The 19,635-nt window shown below is 41.8% G+C and carries 7 protein-coding genes, 25 tRNA genes, 3 rRNA genes and 1 riboswitch; of the genes, 6 read left to right on the forward strand and 29 right to left on the reverse strand.

Going from position 1 to position 19,635, the window contains the following annotated elements:
* Positions 1-53 precede the first annotated feature (53 nt).
* Positions 54-198, forward strand: a riboswitch (Lysine riboswitch).
* A gap of 63 nt (positions 199-261) precedes the next feature.
* From lysA to KPF49_RS05730, 6 genes are read left to right on the forward strand one after another with little or no spacing between them, the layout of a single operon-like run.
* A complete protein-coding gene (gene lysA / locus KPF49_RS05705; protein WP_183675495.1) occupies positions 262-1,548 on the forward strand; it encodes a diaminopimelate decarboxylase in 1,287 nt (428 codons plus the stop codon).
* 1 nt (position 1,549) lies between these two features.
* Entirely contained in the window at positions 1,550-2,725 is a 1,176-nt protein-coding gene (locus tag KPF49_RS05710; RefSeq protein WP_183675492.1) for an aspartate kinase, read from the forward strand.
* A 12-nt stretch (positions 2,726-2,737) separates the two neighbouring features.
* On the forward strand, positions 2,738-3,694 hold the full coding sequence (locus KPF49_RS05715) for an aspartate-semialdehyde dehydrogenase (RefSeq protein ID WP_183675490.1): 957 nt from the start codon (positions 2,738-2,740) through the stop codon (positions 3,692-3,694).
* A 12-nt stretch (positions 3,695-3,706) separates the two neighbouring features.
* The gene (gene dapA, locus KPF49_RS05720) at positions 3,707-4,585 is read left to right on the forward strand and encodes a 4-hydroxy-tetrahydrodipicolinate synthase (protein WP_183675488.1); all 879 of its coding nucleotides are present in this window, start codon (positions 3,707-3,709) and stop codon (positions 4,583-4,585) included.
* Positions 4,586-4,596: 11 nt separating this feature from the next.
* Entirely contained in the window at positions 4,597-5,334 is a 738-nt protein-coding gene (gene dapB / locus KPF49_RS05725; RefSeq protein WP_183675486.1) for a 4-hydroxy-tetrahydrodipicolinate reductase, read from the forward strand.
* Positions 5,327-6,292 carry a diaminopimelate dehydrogenase gene (locus tag KPF49_RS05730; protein ID WP_221265280.1) on the forward strand — a complete coding sequence of 322 codons (966 nt, stop codon included), beginning with the start codon at positions 5,327-5,329 and terminating at the stop codon, positions 6,290-6,292. The genes dapB and KPF49_RS05730 overlap by 8 nt, the downstream gene beginning before the upstream one ends.
* Positions 6,293-6,380: 88 nt before the next feature.
* On the opposite strand, the gene KPF49_RS05735 is transcribed toward KPF49_RS05730, so the two are convergent.
* The 29 genes from KPF49_RS05735 to KPF49_RS05875 form a co-directional block, all read right to left on the reverse strand.
* Positions 6,381-11,954 carry a YPDG domain-containing protein gene (locus KPF49_RS05735; RefSeq protein ID WP_219490085.1) on the reverse strand — a complete coding sequence of 1,858 codons (5,574 nt, stop codon included), beginning with the start codon at positions 11,952-11,954 and terminating at the stop codon, positions 6,381-6,383.
* Positions 11,955-12,238: 284 nt separating this feature from the next.
* Positions 12,239-12,318: transfer RNA gene (locus tag KPF49_RS05740), tRNA-Leu, on the reverse strand.
* Positions 12,319-12,373: 55 nt separating this feature from the next.
* Positions 12,374-12,448, reverse strand: a tRNA-OTHER gene (locus tag KPF49_RS05745).
* A gap of 15 nt (positions 12,449-12,463) precedes the next feature.
* Positions 12,464-12,534: transfer RNA gene (locus KPF49_RS05750), tRNA-Cys, on the reverse strand.
* 5 nt (positions 12,535-12,539) lie between these two features.
* Positions 12,540-12,611 (reverse strand) — tRNA-Gln (locus KPF49_RS05755).
* 6 nt (positions 12,612-12,617) lie between these two features.
* A tRNA-His gene (locus KPF49_RS05760) sits at positions 12,618-12,690 on the reverse strand.
* Positions 12,691-12,697: 7 nt separating this feature from the next.
* Positions 12,698-12,768: transfer RNA gene (locus KPF49_RS05765), tRNA-Trp, on the reverse strand.
* A 6-nt stretch (positions 12,769-12,774) separates the two neighbouring features.
* Positions 12,775-12,855 (reverse strand) — tRNA-Tyr (locus KPF49_RS05770).
* Between the two features lie 6 nt (positions 12,856-12,861).
* A tRNA-Thr gene (locus tag KPF49_RS05775) sits at positions 12,862-12,934 on the reverse strand.
* 4 nt (positions 12,935-12,938) lie between these two features.
* Positions 12,939-13,014, reverse strand: a tRNA-Phe gene (locus KPF49_RS05780).
* A gap of 11 nt (positions 13,015-13,025) precedes the next feature.
* Positions 13,026-13,101, reverse strand: a tRNA-Asp gene (locus KPF49_RS05785).
* A gap of 20 nt (positions 13,102-13,121) precedes the next feature.
* Positions 13,122-13,194 (reverse strand) — tRNA-Met (locus KPF49_RS05790).
* 12 nt (positions 13,195-13,206) lie between these two features.
* Positions 13,207-13,296 (reverse strand) — tRNA-Ser (locus tag KPF49_RS05795).
* A gap of 24 nt (positions 13,297-13,320) precedes the next feature.
* Positions 13,321-13,394 (reverse strand) — tRNA-Ile (locus KPF49_RS05800).
* A 7-nt stretch (positions 13,395-13,401) separates the two neighbouring features.
* Positions 13,402-13,475 (reverse strand) — tRNA-Met (locus tag KPF49_RS05805).
* Positions 13,476-13,509: 34 nt separating this feature from the next.
* Positions 13,510-13,585: transfer RNA gene (locus tag KPF49_RS05810), tRNA-Ala, on the reverse strand.
* Between the two features lie 6 nt (positions 13,586-13,591).
* Positions 13,592-13,665, reverse strand: a tRNA-Pro gene (locus KPF49_RS05815).
* A gap of 11 nt (positions 13,666-13,676) precedes the next feature.
* Positions 13,677-13,750, reverse strand: a tRNA-Arg gene (locus tag KPF49_RS05820).
* 8 nt (positions 13,751-13,758) lie between these two features.
* Positions 13,759-13,847, reverse strand: a tRNA-Leu gene (locus tag KPF49_RS05825).
* A 12-nt stretch (positions 13,848-13,859) separates the two neighbouring features.
* Positions 13,860-13,934, reverse strand: a tRNA-Gly gene (locus KPF49_RS05830).
* A 16-nt stretch (positions 13,935-13,950) separates the two neighbouring features.
* Positions 13,951-14,035, reverse strand: a tRNA-Leu gene (locus KPF49_RS05835).
* A 6-nt stretch (positions 14,036-14,041) separates the two neighbouring features.
* A tRNA-Lys gene (locus KPF49_RS05840) sits at positions 14,042-14,114 on the reverse strand.
* A 4-nt stretch (positions 14,115-14,118) separates the two neighbouring features.
* Positions 14,119-14,194: transfer RNA gene (locus tag KPF49_RS05845), tRNA-Thr, on the reverse strand.
* Between the two features lie 4 nt (positions 14,195-14,198).
* Positions 14,199-14,274, reverse strand: a tRNA-Val gene (locus tag KPF49_RS05850).
* A gap of 59 nt (positions 14,275-14,333) precedes the next feature.
* Positions 14,334-14,447: ribosomal RNA gene (rrf, locus tag KPF49_RS05855) — 5S ribosomal RNA — on the reverse strand.
* 52 nt (positions 14,448-14,499) lie between these two features.
* A 23S ribosomal RNA gene (locus KPF49_RS05860) occupies positions 14,500-17,369 on the reverse strand.
* A 144-nt stretch (positions 17,370-17,513) separates the two neighbouring features.
* Positions 17,514-17,589 (reverse strand) — tRNA-Ala (locus tag KPF49_RS05865).
* 13 nt (positions 17,590-17,602) lie between these two features.
* Positions 17,603-17,679, reverse strand: a tRNA-Ile gene (locus KPF49_RS05870).
* A gap of 116 nt (positions 17,680-17,795) precedes the next feature.
* A 16S ribosomal RNA gene (locus tag KPF49_RS05875) occupies positions 17,796-19,352 on the reverse strand.
* Together the 16S, 23S and 5S rRNA genes with 25 tRNA genes alongside form the textbook arrangement of a ribosomal RNA operon.
* Positions 19,353-19,635: the final 283 nt, after the last annotated feature.

Raw genomic sequence — 19,635 nt, forward strand, 5'->3', positions numbered from 1 at the left:
ATATATTTTGTCTAATCAAAATTTTCAGATTTTAAATACAATTTAATATTCAATGTAACAAGAGGCCGCGGTGCGCTAATAGTAGACTTTTCGAAAGGAGCCATCGCCGAAACGATATTTTCGTTGGGACTATTTCTGAATAAGGATAGTACTGTCACTATAAGACGCCCAATCTTATAGTGGTGAGCAGTTGCATTGAGGGCACCGAACTCATGAGTGCCATTTGTACTCATGAGTTTTTTATTTATAAGGAGGATAATGATGAGATTATTTGGTACTTCAGAAGTGATTGATAACGAATTAGTAATTGGTGGTGTAGCAACTTCTACTCTAAAAGAAAAGTATGGTACCCCACTTTACGTGTTTGATGAAACAGGAATCGATGAAAAAATTAATACATTTAAAAATCATTTTAAATCAAGATTCTTTAACACAAATATTATATACGCTGGAAAAGCTTTCCTATGCAGTTATTTAGTAAAGCAATTAAAATCTCATCAACTGTCACTTGACGTTGTGAGTGGTGGCGAACTCTTCGTTGCGAAGCATTCAGGATTTGATACTGAAAATATTTACTTTCATGGTAATGCAAAAACTTATGAAGAACTCGAATTCGCAGTAAGAGAAAATGTCGGTACGATTGTTTTAGACAATTTAAGTGAAGCAACTATATTAAACAATATTTTAAGTAAATCAAATAAAACACAACGTGTCTTGTTAAGAGTCAACCCAACGATTGAAACAGACACTCATAAATATATTCAAACGTCTAACGACGATTCTAAATTTGGAATGACATTTCAAGAGGCTTTACAGTTTTTAGAAGAACTTAATCATTTAAGTCATTTAGATTTTAAAGGGTTTCATTGTCATATCGGATCACAAATTTTTGACTCTAAGTCTTATTTTACTGAAGCAAAACGTATGATTGAATTTTATAGCGACGTTCAAAAAGAGTTCAATTTAAAACTTGATGAATTAAACTTAGGTGGCGGATTTGGTGTTTACTACACTAAAGGTGATCAGCCGCTTCAACTCGAAAATTTTTTAAATGAATATATAGATGTACTCGAAAATTATATCCGTGAATATGATATTGATGTTGAAACGATCTCTATTGAACCTGGTCGATCATTAATTAATGATTTTGGAACTACCTTATATAACGTCTCTCATATTAAGCCGTCAAGTCACTTTGACTTTTTACTGATCGACGGTGGTATGAACGACAACTTACGTCCTTCTTTATACGAAGCAAAATACACTGCGGCAATTGCTAATAATATGAATGCTAATAAAACAACCGATTACCGAATTGCCGGTAAGTTATGTGAAAGTGGCGACGTCTTAATAGAAAATATTAAGTTACCAAAAGCTAACATTAACGATACGTTAGCAGTACCATCAACTGGTGCGTATACAGAGTCGATGGCGTCAAACTACAACAAAATCCCGCGAGGCGCAGTCGTATTTGTTAAAGATGGTGACACGCACCTTGCGGTAGAAAGAGAAACTTACGAAGATTTAATAAGAAATGAGGTCTTTTAAAATGGAACGACTCGTCATGAAATTTGGAGGCTCGTCGCTAAAAGATTTAGAAAAGATAAAAAGTGCGAGTGACATCATACTAGAGAAAAGTAAAACGCAGCAAGTTGTTGTCGTCGTTTCAGCAATGGGAGACTCAACGAATGAATTATTAGATATGGCACATGCCCTATCTACGACACCGTCTAAACGTGAACTAGATATGCTCGTTTCAACTGGAGAAAACAAAAGTGCTGCACTCCTCGCGATTCACTTAAATGAATCAGGACACCCTGCTGTCGCGTTAACTGGATTTCAAGCTGGATTTCAAAGCGACGGTGTTCACGGTAAAAATAAAATTACTGACGTTAATATCGAACGTATAGAAAATCATTTAAGACAAAATGAAATCGTCGTCGTGACTGGATTCCAAGGTATAAATCCTTTAGGAGATATTACAACGTTTGGTCGCGGAGGATCGGATACGTCAGCTGTTGCCCTCGCTGTAAAATTAAATGCGAAATGTGCAATCTATACGGATGTTTCCGGCATTTACTCTATTGACCCGAGAATTTATAATGACGCAAAAAAATTAAACGTCGTCACATACGAAGAACTCATGGAAATGGCACATCTCGGCACAAAGGTCATTGAACCAAGAAGTGTTGAACTTGCATATAAATTTAATATACCGATGGAGATTTTATTAAACGACGGTAAAACAAAAGGCACAAAAGTACTGGAGGCTTATGATATGGAAGATACAAAACTAACAAGTGTCTCAAAATTAGATGACGTTGTACTCGTTATTATTCACGATACAAAAGACGTCAATATTTCAAATATCTTTTTAGAACTCGCTAAAGAAAACGTCAACGTAGATATTATTAGTCATACAAGATTAAACGATAGAAAAGAAGTCACATTTACGAGTGAAAAATCATCCGTTCAAGAAACAACGGCAGTTTTAGAAAACTTAGGACTTGAATATGAAATTAAAGATAACTTGTCAAAAGTCTCTATTGTCGGTACAGCAATGCGTAGTCAAGTCGGTATCGCCGCACAAGTATTTGAGCTATTCGTAAAAGAAGATATTTTTTTCTATGAAATCGCAACTTCAGAAATTAGTATTTCATATGTTGTAGATAGTAGTGTTGCTGATGAAGTCGTTATAAAACTTGGAAAACATTTTGATCTTTAGGAGGAATTTACAATGAATATTGGAATTATTGGTGCAAGTGGTACAGTAGGACGAATAATTTTACAAGTGTTAGAAGAAAGAAATTTTAATGTCGATGAACTTTATCTATTTAGTTCAAAAAAATCCGCAGGAGAAACAATTACTTTTAATGGTAAAGATTATACGTTAGAAGAATTAGAAGAATCAGTATTTGATAGAGACATCGACGTACTATTCTTTGCCGCTGGTGGCGCAGTTTCAGAGAAATTTATCCCCCTTGCAAAAGAAAAAGGTATTGTTGCGATTGATAATAGTAGCGTGTACCGAATGAATGAAAACGTGCCGTTAATCGTCCCCGAAGTGAATAGAGACGATTTAAATGATGAAACTCTCATTGCAAATCCGAACTGCTCAACAATTCAATCAGTCGTTGCGTTAAAGCCGCTTCAAAAATTTGGTATTAAACGCATCACATATACGACGTATCAAGCCGTATCAGGATCTGGTGTCGGTGGTATTGAGGACTTAAAAAACGGTACGACGAATACGTATCCGTATAACATTCAACAAAGTGTTTTACCACACATTGATGTATTTTTAGATAACGGCTATACAAAAGAAGAAATGAAAATGATTGAAGAAACGAAGAAAATTTTAAATGATGATCAATTAAAAGTAACCGCAACAACGGTGCGTGTCCCTATTGAAAATGGTCACGCAGTCAATATCGACATCGAATTTGAACAAGATTTTGATATTAAAGATATTTATAAAGCACTAGAAGAAGCTGAAGGTGTTGTTATTAAAGACGATATTGAAAATTTAGTCTACCCGATTACTGAAGACGCAAATGGTACAGATGACGTATATGTCGGTAGAATCCGTAGAGACTATAGTACAGATAACGGTATTCATATGTTCGTCACCGCAGACAACATCCGTAAAGGTGCAGCGACAAATTCTGTTCAAATTGCAGAAATTTTAAATTAAGGAGAGATTAGTATGTTATTTAAAGGTTCAGGTGTAGCGATTATTACACCATTTACAAACACAGGTGACATTGATTTTGAAGCACTCGGTGAACTTATTGAATTTCAAATTAAAGAAGGAATCGATGCTATTATTTCAATCGGTACTACTGGTGAAGCAGCAACACTATCTAAAGATGAAAAACTTGAAGTCATTAATTTTACAATCGACAAAGTAAATCGACGTGTACCAATCATCGTCGGTACAGGAAGCAATAACACTAAAGACGCAGTCTCATTTAGTAAAGAAGTGTCAGAATTAGACATAGACGGACTTCTCGTCGTCTCCCCTTTCTATAATAAAGGGACAGACACTGGTTTAATTGAACACTTTACTGAGATCGCAAACGTCAGCAAGGTCCCTGTAATGCTCTACTCAGTTCCAGGACGTACAGGTCATAACATTCCACTAAACGTTGTTGTTGAATTATCTAAACATAAAAATATTTGTGGTATTAAAGATGCATCCGGTGATTTATCGTATACGATGAATATTAGAAATAATACACCTGATGAATTCCAAATTATCTCAGGAAATGATGATCTAACTGTGCCGATGCTAGCTGTCGGTGCTGAAGGAGTAATCTCAGTCGTTGCAAATGTTTTCCCGAAAGAAACGAGTGAGATGGTCCATAGTTTCTTAAACGGTGACTCTAAAAAATCAAAAGAGTTACAGCTAAAATTATTACCATTTATTGAAGCTGCATTTTCTGAAGTCAGTCCAGTACCAATTAAATACGCGACACATTTACTCGGGTTTGGTACACCAGAGTTAAGATTACCTCTTACAGTCGCAGAAGAAAGCGTACAGCAAAGCATCCATCAAACATTAAAAAATTTAAATAAATTATAAGGGTGAATTCTATGAATATACTAATTGTTGGAATTACCGGTCAAATGGGACAAGTATTAGTTAAAACAATTGAGGATTCAAATCATACAGTTGCTGCTGGTATTGGTCATAGTAATGAAGATCATATATACGATGATTTTAACGATGTGACGGAAAACATTGATGTAATTATTGATTTTTCATCGCCTGATTTACTCTCTCCTCTACTCGATTTCGCAACAACTAAAAAGATTCCAGTCGTTATTGCAACGACTGGAATTGACAGTATGGAAGAGATCAATAAAGCATCAAAAGAAACTCCTATCGTTTATGCTGGTAACTATAGTCTCGGTATTAACATATTAGAAAAACTTGCTGAAACAGTGTCACGAACGTTACAAAATTTTGATATTGAAATTACCGAAACGCACCATAATAAAAAGAAAGATGCACCAAGTGGTACAGCTCACATGTTATTTGATGCGGTAAATAATGGTAGAGATAATACTTTATCAGCAAACTACGGTAGAGAGGGTATGGCAAAAAGAGAAAGTAATGAAGTCGGTATCCACGCCCTAAGAGGTGGTACAGTTGTCGGAACACATACCGTTACCTTCTTCGGTGAAGATGAAGTACTAGAACTAACACATACCGCATATTCTAAACGAATATTTGCTGAGGGTAGTTTAAAAGCTGCAGAATTTATCGTGACAAAAACTCAAGGATTATATGATGTAAATGACATTTTAGAGGTGAATTATAATGAGTAAAATTAATGTTGGTATCGTTGGATACGGGAATTTAGGTCAAGGTGTAGAGACGAGTCTTTCTTATAATGACGATTTTAATTTAGTCGGAGTGTTTACGCGTCGTGATCCAAAGTCTTTAAATACGAAAGCATATCATGTTGACGATATATTAGACTTTAAAGAAGATATCGATGTGCTTATATTATGTGGTGGATCTAAAAATGACATCCCAGAAACAAGAGAATTTTACAGTACTCACTTCTCTACAGTCGATTGCTATGATAACCATAAAGATTTACTCAATCACTATAAAATTTTAGATAGTATCACAAAGGAAAATGAAAACGTCTCAATTATTGGGACAGGTTGGGACCCTGGTGTGTTCTCTGTACAAAAACTATATAGCGAATCATTTTTACCAAATGGTGAATCATATACATTTTATGGTCCTGGTCTATCCCAAGGGCATAGCGATGCAGTAAGACAAGTCAACGGTGTTAAATACGGTGCACAGTATACACTTCCAAATGATCACCTCGTCAAAGAAATCGAAGACGGTAAAGAAGTGAATTATACAAAAGAAGCAGCACATATTCGTGACGTATATATCGTGAGTGACAACACAAGAACTGACGAAGATATAAAAGAAGAGATTATTAACATGCCAGACTACTTTAAAGGCTATGAAACAAACGTCTACTTCATCTCTGAAGATGAATTTAAAGAAAATCATCAAAACTTAAATCATGGTGGATATGTATTAAGACGTGGATTTACGAACAACAATCAAGCAACCTACAAAATAGAATTAAACTTAGACAGTAACCCAGAATTTACAGCATCTGTCGCAGTTGCCTCTGCACGTGCGGCATATAGATTTTTAAAAGATAAAAACTTCGGTGCAAAATCATTATTCGACGTTCCACCAAGCTACTTATCAAGACGCACAACTGAAGAAATGATTCAATCATTACTATAAGTCCTACATATGTAGGACTTTTTTAATACAAAAAAAACACCACACATTGCTGTGTGGTGTAAACTTCGATCAATAATTACTTATTCAATTATTTTTCTTCGTTTTCTTTACGTCTTCTTCCAAGTACTAATGCACCCATTCCTGCGAATAATGCTGCAGTACCTGCAACTAGACCTTTATTATCTTGAGCTTCACCAGTGTTTGGTAATACTTTTTCTGAGTTAGTAGTTGTAGCTGCATCAATTTCTGCTGCTTTTGCAACACCTGACTCAGTTCTAGAAACTTCTTTACCTGATTCTGGAGCTGAAGCATTTCCATCAGTTTCATTATCTAAACCTGCGCCTACAACAATTTGTACTGGTTCAGAAATATTACCATCTTTATCTACTTGAACTGCTGTAATAATGTCGCCTGGTTTAAGTTCTACACCCTTAGGTACATTAACCGTCCAGTTACCATCATTGTCAACAATTGCTTGTCCTGTAGATCCATCTGGGAATTCAACAATAACCGTATTTCCTGGTGTACCTTCACCAGTCACTTGTTTATCACCAGCATTTGGCTGATTGATTGTTGGTTTGTCAACAACAACATCTGGTTTTTCTACAGTTACTGTAACTTCAACTGTATCTTTAGAACCATCTGGATAAGTCACATCAACTGGAACAACAATCTTGTCTCCTGGTTTTGCGTCTTCAGGAACTTTAACTGTTACTGAACCATCTTCATTTACAGTTGCGCCGTCTGGTGCGCCTTCACCTGGTTCGAATGTCGTACCATCTGGTACTTCAACTGTGTTACCATCATTATCTTTGAACTCTGGTGCTGGTACAGTTACATCTTCACCTGGGTTACCGTTACCTTCTTTGTACTCAGGCTCTAGTTCGTCAGCTGTCTTAGCATCTGGTTTTTCAACAGTTACTGTTACGTCTACATTATCCTTAGATCCATCTGGATAAGTCACTTCAACTGGAACAGTAATCTTGTCACCTGGTTTTGCGTCTTCAGGAACTTTAACTGTTACTGAACCATCTTCATTTACAGTTGCGCCGTCTGGTGCACCTTCACCTGGTGTGAATGTCGTACCGTCTGGTACTTCAACTTCGTTACCATCTTTATCTTTAAAGATTGGTTTATCGACAGTGACATCTTCACCTGGGTTACCGTTACCTTCTTTGTACTCAGGCTCTAGTTCGTCAGCTGTCTTAGCATCAGGTTTTTCAACAGTTACTGTTACGTCTACATTATCCTTAGATCCATCTGGATAAGTCACTTCAACTGGAACAGTAATCTTGTCACCTGGTTTTGCGTCTTCAGGAACTTTAACTGTTACTGAACCATCTTCATTTACAGTTGCTCCTTCTGGTGCACCTTCACCTGGTGTGAATGTCGTACCGTCTGGTACTTCAACTTCGTTACCATCTTTATCTTTAAAGATTGGTTTATCGACAGTGACATCTTCACCTGGGTTACCGTTACCTTCTTTGTACTCAGGCTCTAGTTCGTCAGCTGTCTTAGCATCAGGATTTTCTACAGTTACTGTTACGTCTACTTTATCCTTAGAACCATCTGGATAAGTCACATCAACTGGAACAACAATCTTGTCTCCTGGTTTTGCGTCTTCAGGAACTTTAACTGTTACTGAACCATCTTCATTTACAGTTGCGCCGTCTGGTGCGCCTTCACCTGGTTCGAATGTCGTACCATCTGGTACTTCAACTGTGTTACCATCATTATCTTTGAACTCTGGTGCTGGTACAGTTACATCTTCACCTGGGTTACCGTTACCTTCTTTGTACTCAGGCTCTAGTTCGTCAGCTGTCTTAGCATCTGGTTTTTCAACAGTTACTGTTACGTCTACATTATCCTTAGATCCATCTGGATAAGTCACTTCAACTGGAACAGTAATCTTGTCACCTGGTTTTGCGTCTTCAGGAACTTTAACTGTTACTGAACCATCTTCATTTACAGTTGCGCCGTCTGGTGCACCTTCACCTGGTGTGAATGTCGTACCGTCTGGTACTTCAACTTCGTTACCATCTTTATCTTTAAAGATTGGTTTATCGACAGTGACATCTTCACCTGGGTTACCGTTACCTTCTTTGTACTCAGGCTCTAGTTCGTCAGCTGTCTTAGCATCAGGTTTTTCAACAGTTACTGTTACGTCTACATTATCCTTAGATCCATCTGGATAAGTCACTTCAACTGGAACAGTAATCTTGTCACCTGGGTTCGCATCTTCAGGTACTGGTACTGTTACTGAACCATCTTCTCCAACTTCAACACCTTCTGGTGCGTCTTCACCTGGTTCGAATGTCGTACCGTCTGGTACTTCAACTTCGTTACCATCTTTATCTTTAAAGATTGGTTTATCGACAGTGACATCTTCACCTGGTTGACCACTACCGTCTTCATACTCTGGTTCATAAAGATTACTGTCTTCTGGTGATTTAGGGTTTGTACCATCTTCTTTTTCTTTCTCATCTGATACGCCGTCTCCATCATCATCTTCATCTTCGATATCTGGAGTGCCATCACCATCTGTGTCTAATTTGAAGTTCGCTTTCGCTTCATCAGTTGACTCATCTGGATAAGTCACTACAACTGGTACATCAAATTCTTCTTCAGTATCTCCATCTAATTCTTCTGGTGCCTCTACCGTTACTACACCTGTTGTTTCATCAACAGTTACTGTGTAACCTTCTGGTGCAGTGAAGTTTTCATCAATTGTAAACTTAGTACCTTCTGGTGCGTCTACTTCCTTACCATCTTTATCTGTGATTGTTGGTGTAGATTCCGCTGGTTTACCTGGTACTACTAATTGATCTTCGTACTCTGGTGTGTATTCCTCAGATTGTGGATTACCTACTGTAACTTTTACTTTAACTTCATCAGTTGTTCCATCTGGATAAGTTACTGTTGCAGGAACATCAAATGTACCTTCTTTTGTTCCGTCTGGTAAATCTTCAGGATTATCTACTGTAATCTCTGGTGCGTCTTTGTCTTCTGGATAGTCCGGAACTGTAATCGCATCTTTAATATCATCTTCAGTTGTTGGTTGACCGAAATCTTTATTCACATCTTCAACTTCTGGTTCATAAAGATTACTGTCTTCTGGTGATTTAGGATTTGTACCGTCTTCTTTTTCTTTCTCATCTGGTACGCCGTCTCCATCATCATCTTCATCTTCTGTATCTGGAGTGCCATCACCATCTGTGTCTAATTTGAAGTTCGCTGTTGTTTCATCAGTTGACTCATCTGGATAAGTCACTACAACTGGAACATCAAATTCTTCTTCAGTATCAGCATTTAATTCCTCTGGTGCTGTTACCGTAACTACACCTGTAGTTTCATCAATTTCTACTGTATAACCTTCTGGTGCAGTGAAGTTGTCATCAATCTTAAACTTAGTACCTTCTGGTGCGTTTACTTCGTTACCATCTTTATCTGTGATCGTTGGAGTAGATTCTGCTGGTTCACCCGGTACTACTAATTGACCTTCGTATGATGGCTCGTATTTATCTGCATCTGTAAACGGAACAGCTACAATTGAATCTAATGCTAACGCTTCTGTTGTAGATGAAGTATCCTCATTTTGAAGGAAAACACCTGAAGTATAAATTGTTTCTTTATCTAAATCTTCAGGAACAGTTAGCGGTACAGAACCAACTCTACCCTCATTGTCCGACGTTACAGTTACAGGATCTCCAACAGGAACTCCGTCTTTAAACCATTGGATTTGATATTCACGATTTGGGAATAATCCACCAGTTTCAGAAACTAAAACATCCCCTGGTTTTGCAACTTCTTCATTAGAATCTTCGATTGAAATATCGTGCATTGGGTTAGTTACTAATAAAGTAAAGTTCTGTCTCTGACCATTATAAGAGGCTAACATTTTAGAATCCTCTTGTACTGAGCCTTGTGCAATATTATCAAACATATTATAGCGAGAATTATTAGCATACACTACTGTATTATCAACTAGTGGTGTAACGTACATGTAATCAGAGTTTATATGACGTTTTTTATTATGAGCTAGGCTCGTATTACCATTCCATAGAACTAAATCATTATGAGATATATCTGCGTCTTTAACTAGTTGACCGTATTCTTCTTCAGTAACTCGATTATTTCCTTTTTCGTAAGCATTCGCACCATAAAGACCTTTAAATGGAATGTAATAATTACCATCTTTATCAACAGTCCCTACTACTGTTTCTGCTATATGAGAACCAACTCCATGTTCTGCTTGATAATCAGCTACAATTTTTGCTTGAGCATCTCTAAAATCATCAAGTGTTGCATCAGGATTATCTTTTTTCCATGCATCGAATATACGAGTTACTTCATCATTTACATATGAAGCAGCCACTTTAACGCCAGTTGCATTAACATCTTGTTTATCTTTCTTTAGCCATCTAGCATCTGATCCAGAAAGTTCGTGTAATTCGTACCAAACTTTACCTTCAACTTTACCGTATGCTCCATTGTCAGCCCATATACCATCAGAAGTCCCAGAGGTTGTCCATTCATCTTCAGGTTTATGAAGCCAATCATTTAAGTTTTTCTTTTCTTGAACTAATACTTCACTACCTACTATACGATTTATTCCAGCAGTAAAGTCCCAAGATTCATTTGTTCTCTGCAATCTTTTATGGAAATTCTGTTTACCATCTCCACCTTTAACGACCTCATATCGTTCTTCATCTTCTAAAGTAACCCAAGTTCTAATTGCAACAGAACTATCTCCTGCTATTTTAAACTTATGACTGTTTCCAGCACCATCTTCAAATGGTTTAGACAAGTCAATAACGAAACGACCATCCGCTCCTGATGTTGTGTAATATACTGGTGAAACTACTCCATCTTTATTTGTCCATTGTAAATAAACTTTAGCATTCGCTACTGGAGAATCTCCACTTTTAGGTTGATATTGAGTACCATTTTTTTGTAGTGAAATAGTTCCTTGATAGCCTTCTTTTTGACCCCATGTCCCTGGTGAATAAACTGCTTTTTCTTCTATTTTATTTTGTAGATCTTTGTTAACATCATCAGTGTTAACTTCTCCATCAGTAGCTGCTCTTGTAGCAACTTTTGTTTCTTCAGTTGCTGCTTCGTCTTCAGTTGCTGCTTCGTCTTCAGTTGCTGCTTCGTCTTCAGTTGCTGCTGCATCTTCTTCTGCTGCATCCTCTTCAACTGGTGCTGCATCCTCTTCAACTGGTGCTGCATCCTCTTCTGCTGGTGCTGCATCCTCTTCTGCTGGTGCTGCATCCTCTTCAACTGGTGCTGCATCCTCTTCAACTGGTGCTACATCCTCTTCAACTGGTGCTGCATCCTCTTCAACTGGTGCTGCATCCTCTTCAACTGGTGCTACATCCTCTTCTGCTGGTGCTGCTTCGTCTTCAACTGGTGTTACATTTTCTTCAGCTGGTGCTGCTTCATCTTCAACTGGTGCTACATCACCTTCAACTGGTGCTGCATCGCCTTCAGCTGGTGCTTCCTCACCAGATACTGGTGTATTATTTGTTTCTTCTTCAGCTGCTTTTGCATCATGTCCTAAAAATACTAATGAACCGATTAAAATACTAGCGGTTCCTACCGTAAATTTACGGATTGAGTACTTGTTTAATCGATTCGGTAAAAAATCTAATTTTTTCAATAAAATCGACTCCTTAATTAACAATAATTTAAGTAGTAACTGATGACTAATTAACATGTTGAACTCTACTGTATATTATTTTATATGTTTGTGAAAAGTTATTCAAGACTAAAGTGTATTTTTTCTGTATTTTTACATTATATTCTTTGTAAAATCTTTGTAAACCATAACAGTGAATATCTATTAAAGCCTTTCGTTTACACGAATACACTAAATTTTATGAATAGTATAAGAGAACATTTAAATACAAAAAAAACCACTAACTCTATAGTTAGTGGTTTGTATACTCCCGGCCGGGATCGAACCGGCACTCCGAAGAATCGGATTTTGAGTCCGACGCGTCTGCCTATTCCGCCACGGGAGCTTTGTTTTATTTATTTAAGCAAAAAAAATAAGACTTTTTAGTCTTAACAAAAAATTGGAGCGGAGAGCTGGATTTAAACCAACGACTTGCTTCAGGAAGAAGCATGTTATAAACACTTAACTATCTCCGCATATATTATTAAAGAAGGCGCCTACCGGATTTGAACCGGTGGTAAAGGATTTGCAGTCCTCTGCCTTACCACTTGGCTAAGGCGCCAATAACTGGGCTAAAAGGATTCGAACCTTTGCATGACGGAGCCAAAATCCGTTGCCTTACCGCTTGGCTATAGCCCAATAAGGGGCGACTGATGGGATTTGAACCCACGCATGCCGGAGCCACAATCCAGTGCGTTAACCACTTCGCCACAATCGCCAACATACAGGGGTAGTAGGAATCGAACCCACATCAAAGGTTTTGGAGACCTCTATATTACCATTATACGATACCCCTATCAAATGGAAGGGGGCAGATTCGAACTGCCGAACCCGAAGGAGCGGATTTACAGTCCGCCGCGTTTAGCCACTTCGCTACCCTTCCAAAATATGCCGGCCAGAGGACTTGAACCCCCAACCTACTGATTACAAGTCAGTTGCTCTACCAATTGAGCTAGGCCGGCAAAATGGTGGTTCTGGACGGAATCGAACCGCCGACACTCTGATCTTCAGTCAGATGCTCTACCAACTGAGCTACAGAACCAAATATTAAAATGGCGGTCCCGACGGGAATCGAACCCGCGATCTCCTGCGTGACAGGCAGGCATGTTAACCGCTACACCACGGGACCAAATTATATGTATAAAAAAATTGCGGGAAGTGGATTTGAACCACTGACCTCCGGGTTATGAGCCCGACGAGCTACCAACTGCTCCATCCCGCGATAATTAAAAAACGGAGGAAGAGGGATTCGAACCCCCGCGAGCTGTTACGCCCCTGTCGGTTTTCAAGACCGATCCCTTCAGCCAGGCTTGGGTATTCCTCCATAGTATGAAATTAATAAATTCGATGGACCTTGCAGGACTCGAACCTGCGACCAAACGGTTATGAGCCGTTTGCTCTGACCAACTGAGCTAAAGGTCCACTTTAGTGGCGGTGGAGGGGATCGAACCCCCGACCTTTCGGGTATGAACCGAACGCTCTAGCCAGCTGAGCTACACCGCCTGGTATACTCATCAAACTTATTTTTATTTTATAATGGTGGAGAGTAGCGGGATCGAACCGCTGACCTCCTGCGTGCAAGGCAGGCGCTCTCCCAGCTGAGCTAACCCCCCATTATATCGGGAATATAGGATTCGAACCTACGACTCCTTGGTCCCAAACCAAGTGCTCTACCAAACTGAGCTAATTCCCGGTGGTTATTTACGCGCCCAAGAGGAGTCGAACCCCTAACCTTCTGATCCGTAGTCAGACGCTCTATCCAATTGAGCTATGGGCGCATTAAAAATGGTGCCGAGGACCGGAATCGAACCGGTACGGTAATCACTTACCGCAGGATTTTAAGTCCTGTGCGTCTGCCTGTTCCGCCACCCCGGCGCAACCATTTAATGGAGCGGAAGACGGGATTCGAACCCGCGACCCCCACCTTGGCAAGGTGGTGTTCTACCACTGAACTACTTCCGCATGTATTTAATTTTGATGGTGCGGGTAAAGGGAGTCGAACCCCCACGCCCGAAGGCGCTAGATCCTAAGTCTAGTGCGTCTGCCAATTCCGCCATACCCGCTAAGAGTGAGCCGTACAGGAATCGAACCTGTGACCCTCTGATTAAAAGTCAGATGCTCTACCGACTGAGCTAACGGCTCTAGATGGTGCCGGCCAGAGGACTTGAACCCCCAACCTACTGATTACAAGTCAGTTGCTCTACCAATTGAGCTAGGCCGGCAAAATGGTGGAGAATGGCGGGCTCGAACCACCGACCCCCTGCTTGTAAGGCAGGTGCTCTCCCAGCTGAGCTAATTCTCCATGTCATTAATTATGCCATAAATAGTTTATTTATGCAATAACTTTTTTTAAAAATGTAAGCCTAGCGACGTCCTACTCTAGCACGGGCAAACCGAACTACCATCGGCGCTGGAGAGCTTAACTACTGTGTTCGGCATGGGAACAGGTGTGGCCTCTCCGCTATCGTCACTAGACAATACACTCAAAACCAAATAGAAGCAATTCGTAGATACACGCTTTATCATATTGAATAAGTCATCGATGAATTAGTATTTGTCCGCTGAGTATGTCACCATACTTACACGCCAAACCTATCAACCAGATCGTCTCTCTGGCATCTGTAGGGAAATCTCATCTTGAGGGGGGCTTCATACTTAGATGCTTTCAGTATTTATCCCGTCCATACGTAGCTACCCAGCTATGCCGTTGGCACGACAACTGGTACACCAGTGGTATGTCCATCCCGGTCCTCTCGTACTAAGGACAGCGCCTCTCAAATTTCCTACGCCCACGACGGATAGGGACCGAACTGTCTCACGACGTTCTGAACCCAGCTCGCGTACCGCTTTAATGGGCGAACAGCCCAACCCTTGGAACCGACTACAGCTCCAGGATGCGATGAGCCGACATCGAGGTGCCAAACCTCCCCGTCGATGTGAACTCTTGGGGGAGATAAGCCTGTTATCCCCGGGGTAGCTTTTATCCGTTGAGCGATGGCCCTTCCATGCGGAACCACCGGATCACTAAGTCCGTCTTTCGACCCTGCTCGACTTGTTGGTCTCACAGTCAAGCTCCCTTATACCTTTACACTCTTTGAATGATTTCCAACCATTCTGAGGGAACCTTTGAGCGCCTCCGTTACACTTTAGGAGGCGACCGCCCCAGTCAAACTGTCCACCTGACACTGTCTCCGTACCGGATCACGGTACCGGGTTAGAACCGCAAGTACACCAGGGTGGTATCCCACCAGCGTCTCCACATACACTGACGTGCATGCTTCTTCGACTCCCACCTATCCTGTACAGGTGTACTCGAGATTCAATATCAAGCTACAGTAAAGCTCCACGGGGTCTTTCCGTCCTGTCGCGGGTATCCAGCATCTTCACTGGAACTATGATTTCACCGAGCCTCTCGTTGAGACAGTGCCCAAATCGTTGCGCCTTTCGTGCGGGTCAGAACTTACCTGACAAGGAATTTCGCTACCTTAGGACCGTTATAGTTACGGCCGCCGTTTACTGGGGCTTCGATTTGTACCTTCGCTTACGCTAAGTACGCCTCTTAACCTTCCAGCACCGGGCAGGCGTCAGCCCCTATACGTCACCTTTCGGTTTGGCAGAGACCTATGTTTTTGATAAACAGTCGCTTGGGCCTATTCACTGCGGCTCATTTTCATGAGCACCCCTTCTCCCGAAGTTACGGGGTCATTTTGCCGAGTTCCTTAACGAGAGTTCGCTCGCTCACCTTAGAATTCTCTTCCCAACTACCTGTGTCGGTTTGCGGTACGGGCAGTCTAACACTCGCTAGCGGGTTTTCTTGGCAGTGTGAATATCGATCTTCGGGTCATTTCCCTCCGCATCATGACTCACCTTACACTCATGCCGGATTTGCCTGGTATGACAGCTTGTCACTTGCACGCACGTCCATTTGTGCGATTCGATTCTCCTCCTGCGTCACCACTTCACTCATACGTGTTACACCGGTACAGGAATTTCTACCTGTTGTCCATCGCCTACGCTATTTGCCTCGGCTTAGGTCCCGACTTACCCAGAGCGGACGAGCCTTCCTCTGGAAACCTTAGTCATTCGGTGGACGGGATTCTCACCCGTCTTGCGCTACTCACACCGGCATTCTCACTTCTATACGCTCCACTTTCCCTCTCGGTTTGGCTTCAATGCATATAGAACGCTCTCCTACCATCCTTACGGATCCACAGTTTCGGTAATATGTTTAGCCCCGGTACATTTTCGGCGCAGCGTCACTCGACTAGTGAGCTATTACGCACTCTTTAAATGATGGCTGCTTCTAAGCCAACATCCTAGTTGTCTGTGCAACGCCACATCCTTTTCCACTTAACATATATTTGGGGACCTTAACTGGTGGTCTGGGCTGTTTCCCTTTCGACAATGGACCTTATCACCCACTGTCTGACTCCCATACATCTCATCGATGGCATTCGGAGTTTGTCTGAACTCGGTAACCCGGGATGGGCCCCTTATCCAAACAGTGCTCTACCTCCACGATGATAATATGAGGCTATACCTAAATATATTTCGGAGAGAACCAGCTATCTCCAGGTTCGATTGGAATTTCACCCCTACCCACAACTCATCCGGTCATTTTTTAACATAAGTCGGTTCGGTCCTCCATCCAGTGTTACCTGGACTTCAACCTGGTCATGGGTAGATCACCTGGTTTCGGGTCTACACACACATACTATTCGCCCATTTCAGACTCGCTTTCGCTACGGCTCCACATTCCCTGCTTAACCTTGCATGTATGCGTAACTCGCCGGTTCATTATACAAAAGGCACGCCATCACCCACTTAGGGCTCTGACTACTTGTAAGCACACGGTTTCAGGTTCTCTTTCACTCCCCTTCCGGGGTGCTTTTCACCTTTCCCTCACGGTACTGGTTCACTATCGGTCACCAAGGAGTATTTAGCCTTAGGAGATGGTCCTCCCAGATTCCGACGGAATTCCTCGTGTTCCGCCGTACTCAGGATACTTCTAGTGCACTTCAATTTGTCGTGTACGGGACTGTTACCCCCTATGGTTAATCTTTCCATATTATTCCACTAAATCGTCGTGTCACACGTTGAAGTCCTACAACCCCAGTCTATACTGGTTTGGGCTCTTCCCACTTCGCTCGCCGCTACTACGGGAATCGTGTTTACTTTCTCTTCCTCTGGGTACTAAGATGTTTCAGTTCCCCAGGTCTACCTCTCATATACTAATCAGTTCATATATGAGTGACATTATTAAATGCCGGGTTCCCCCATTCGGATATCTTCGGATCACAGCTTACTTACAGCTCCCCAAAGCATTTCGGTGTTTGTTCCGTCCTTCGTCGGCTCTTGGTGCCAAGGCATCCACCGTGCGCCCTTCACTACTTAATCGTAATGAATTTGTGAGAGAGTATTTCTACTCTATCGCGCGTGTATTTTGAACTTGTCGTTCTCGGTTTCTACGCTTGAAATCATATTTTTATATATAATCTTTGCTTCTATTTGGTTTTCAATGTACATAATTTAAAAAACTAATGGTGGAGAGTAGCGGGATCGAACCGCTGACCTCCTGCGTGCAAGGCAGGCGCTCTCCCAGCTGAGCTAACCCCCCGTTAGTTTTAAAATGGTGGGCCTAGGTAGATTCGAACTACCGACCTCACGCTTATCAGGCGTGCGCTCTAACCAACTGAGCTATAGGCCCTTATTTAATTGAACGAATTCAATATTATATAATAATGAATTCATTGTCAAGAGCAATTATTAAGAATCACTCAAAACTGAATACAATATGTCAACTTTCCGTTCCATTATCCTTAGAAAGGAGGTGATCCAGCCGCACCTTCCGATACGGCTACCTTGTTACGACTTCACCCCAATCATCGGTCCCACCTTCGACGGCTCCCTCCAAATGGTTAGGCCACCGGCTTCAGGTGTTACCAACTTTCGTGGTGTGACGGGCGGTGTGTACAAGACCCGGGAACGTATTCACCGTGGCATTCTGATCCACGATTACTAGCGATTCCAGCTTCATGGAGTCGAGTTGCAGACTCCAATCCGAACTGAGAACAGTTTTATGGGATTCGCTTGACTTCACAGTTTCGCTGCCCTTTGTTCCTGCCCATTGTAGCACGTGTGTCGCCCAAATCATAAGGGGCATGATGATTTGACGTCATCCCCACCTTCCTCCGGTTTGTCACCGGCAGTCACTCTAGAGTGCCCAACTTAATGATGGCAACTAAAGTTAAGGGTTGCGCTCGTTGCGGGACTTAACCCAACATCTCACGACACGAGCTGACGACAACCATGCACCACCTGTCTCTCTGTCCCAAAGGGAAAATCATGTCTCCATGACGGTCAGAGGATGTCAAGATTTGGTAAGGTTCTTCGCGTTGCTTCGAATTAAACCACATGCTCCACCGCTTGTGCGGGTCCCCGTCAATTCCTTTGAGTTTCAGCCTTGCGGCCGTACTCCCCAGGCGGAGTGCTTAATGCGTTTGCTGCAGCACTAAGGGGCGGAAACCCCCTAACACTTAGCACTCATCGTTTACGGCGTGGACTACCAGGGTATCTAATCCTGTTTGATCCCCACGCTTTCGCACATCAGCGTCAGTTGCAGACCAGAGAGCCGCCTTCGCCACTGGTGTTCCTCCATATCTCTGCGCATTTCACCGCTACACATGGAATTCCACTCTCCTCTCCTGCACTCAAGCGAAACAGTTTCCAATGACCTTCCCCGGTTGAGCCGGGGGCTTTCACATCAGACTAATCTCGCCGCCTACGCGCGCTTTACGCCCAATAATTCCGGATAACGCTTGCCACCTACGTATTACCGCGGCTGCTGGCACGTAGTTAGCCGTGGCTTTCTGGTTAAGTACCGTCACACAGTAAGCAGTTACTCTTACTGTCGTTCTTCCTTAACAACAGTGCTTTACGATCCGAAGACCTTCTTCGCACACGCGGCGTTGCTCCGTCAGGCTTTCGCCCATTGCGGAAGATTCCCTACTGCTGCCTCCCGTAGGAGTCTGGACCGTGTCTCAGTTCCAGTGTGGCCGATCACCCTCTCAGGTCGGCTACGCATCGTCGCCTTGGTAAGCCGTTACCTTACCAACCAGCTAATGCGCCGCAGGCCCATCCTTAAGTGATAGAAATCCACCTTTCAACTTCTATACCGTTGTATAAAAGTATTATCCGGTATTAGCCACGGTTTCCCGCGGTTATCCCAGTCTTAAGGGTAGGTTGCCCACGTGTTACTCACCCGTCCGCCGCTCGATGATTACGGTGTTCCGAAGAACGGTGTAATCAGTCGCGCTCGACTTGCATGTATTAGGCACGCCGCCAGCGTTCATCCTGAGCCAGGATCAAACTCTCCATAATTAAGAGTTCTCTAGCTCTTTTATCGCGTTTTATACTAGTCGCTCTAGTTGTGTTACTTCTTCATTTAAAAGTAACCTATTTATCGGAATTAACGTTGACATATTGTCATTCAGTTTTCAATGTTCTGTTTCGTGGTTGCTCTGTCTCGCAAGCACTACTCTAATATATCAAGTGCGTTTTTCTTTGTCAACACTTTTTTAAAATATTTTTTAAAAAGTTTTGTTGAAGAATGTTTTCACTTGATTTTTTCTCGGCTCATCGAACCGACTACTCTATATTAACA

It is taken from the genome of Nosocomiicoccus ampullae (assembly GCF_019357495.1).
GTDB lineage: Bacteria > Bacillota > Bacilli > Staphylococcales > Salinicoccaceae > Nosocomiicoccus > Nosocomiicoccus ampullae.

What these genes read in the sequence shown, in the direction of transcription:
- KPF49_RS05715 (WP_183675490.1), top strand. Translation starts at nt 2,738, where the DNA reads ATGAATATTGGAATTATTGGTGCAAGTGGTACAGTAGGACGAATAATT.
- dapB (WP_183675486.1), top strand. Translation starts at nt 4,597, where the DNA reads ATGAATATACTAATTGTTGGAATTACCGGTCAAATGGGACAAGTATTA.
- KPF49_RS05710 (WP_183675492.1), top strand. Translation starts at nt 1,550, where the DNA reads ATGGAACGACTCGTCATGAAATTTGGAGGCTCGTCGCTAAAAGATTTA.
- lysA (WP_183675495.1), top strand. Translation starts at nt 262, where the DNA reads ATGAGATTATTTGGTACTTCAGAAGTGATTGATAACGAATTAGTAATT.
- dapA (WP_183675488.1), top strand. Translation starts at nt 3,707, where the DNA reads ATGTTATTTAAAGGTTCAGGTGTAGCGATTATTACACCATTTACAAAC.
- KPF49_RS05730 (WP_221265280.1), top strand. Translation starts at nt 5,327, where the DNA reads ATGAGTAAAATTAATGTTGGTATCGTTGGATACGGGAATTTAGGTCAA.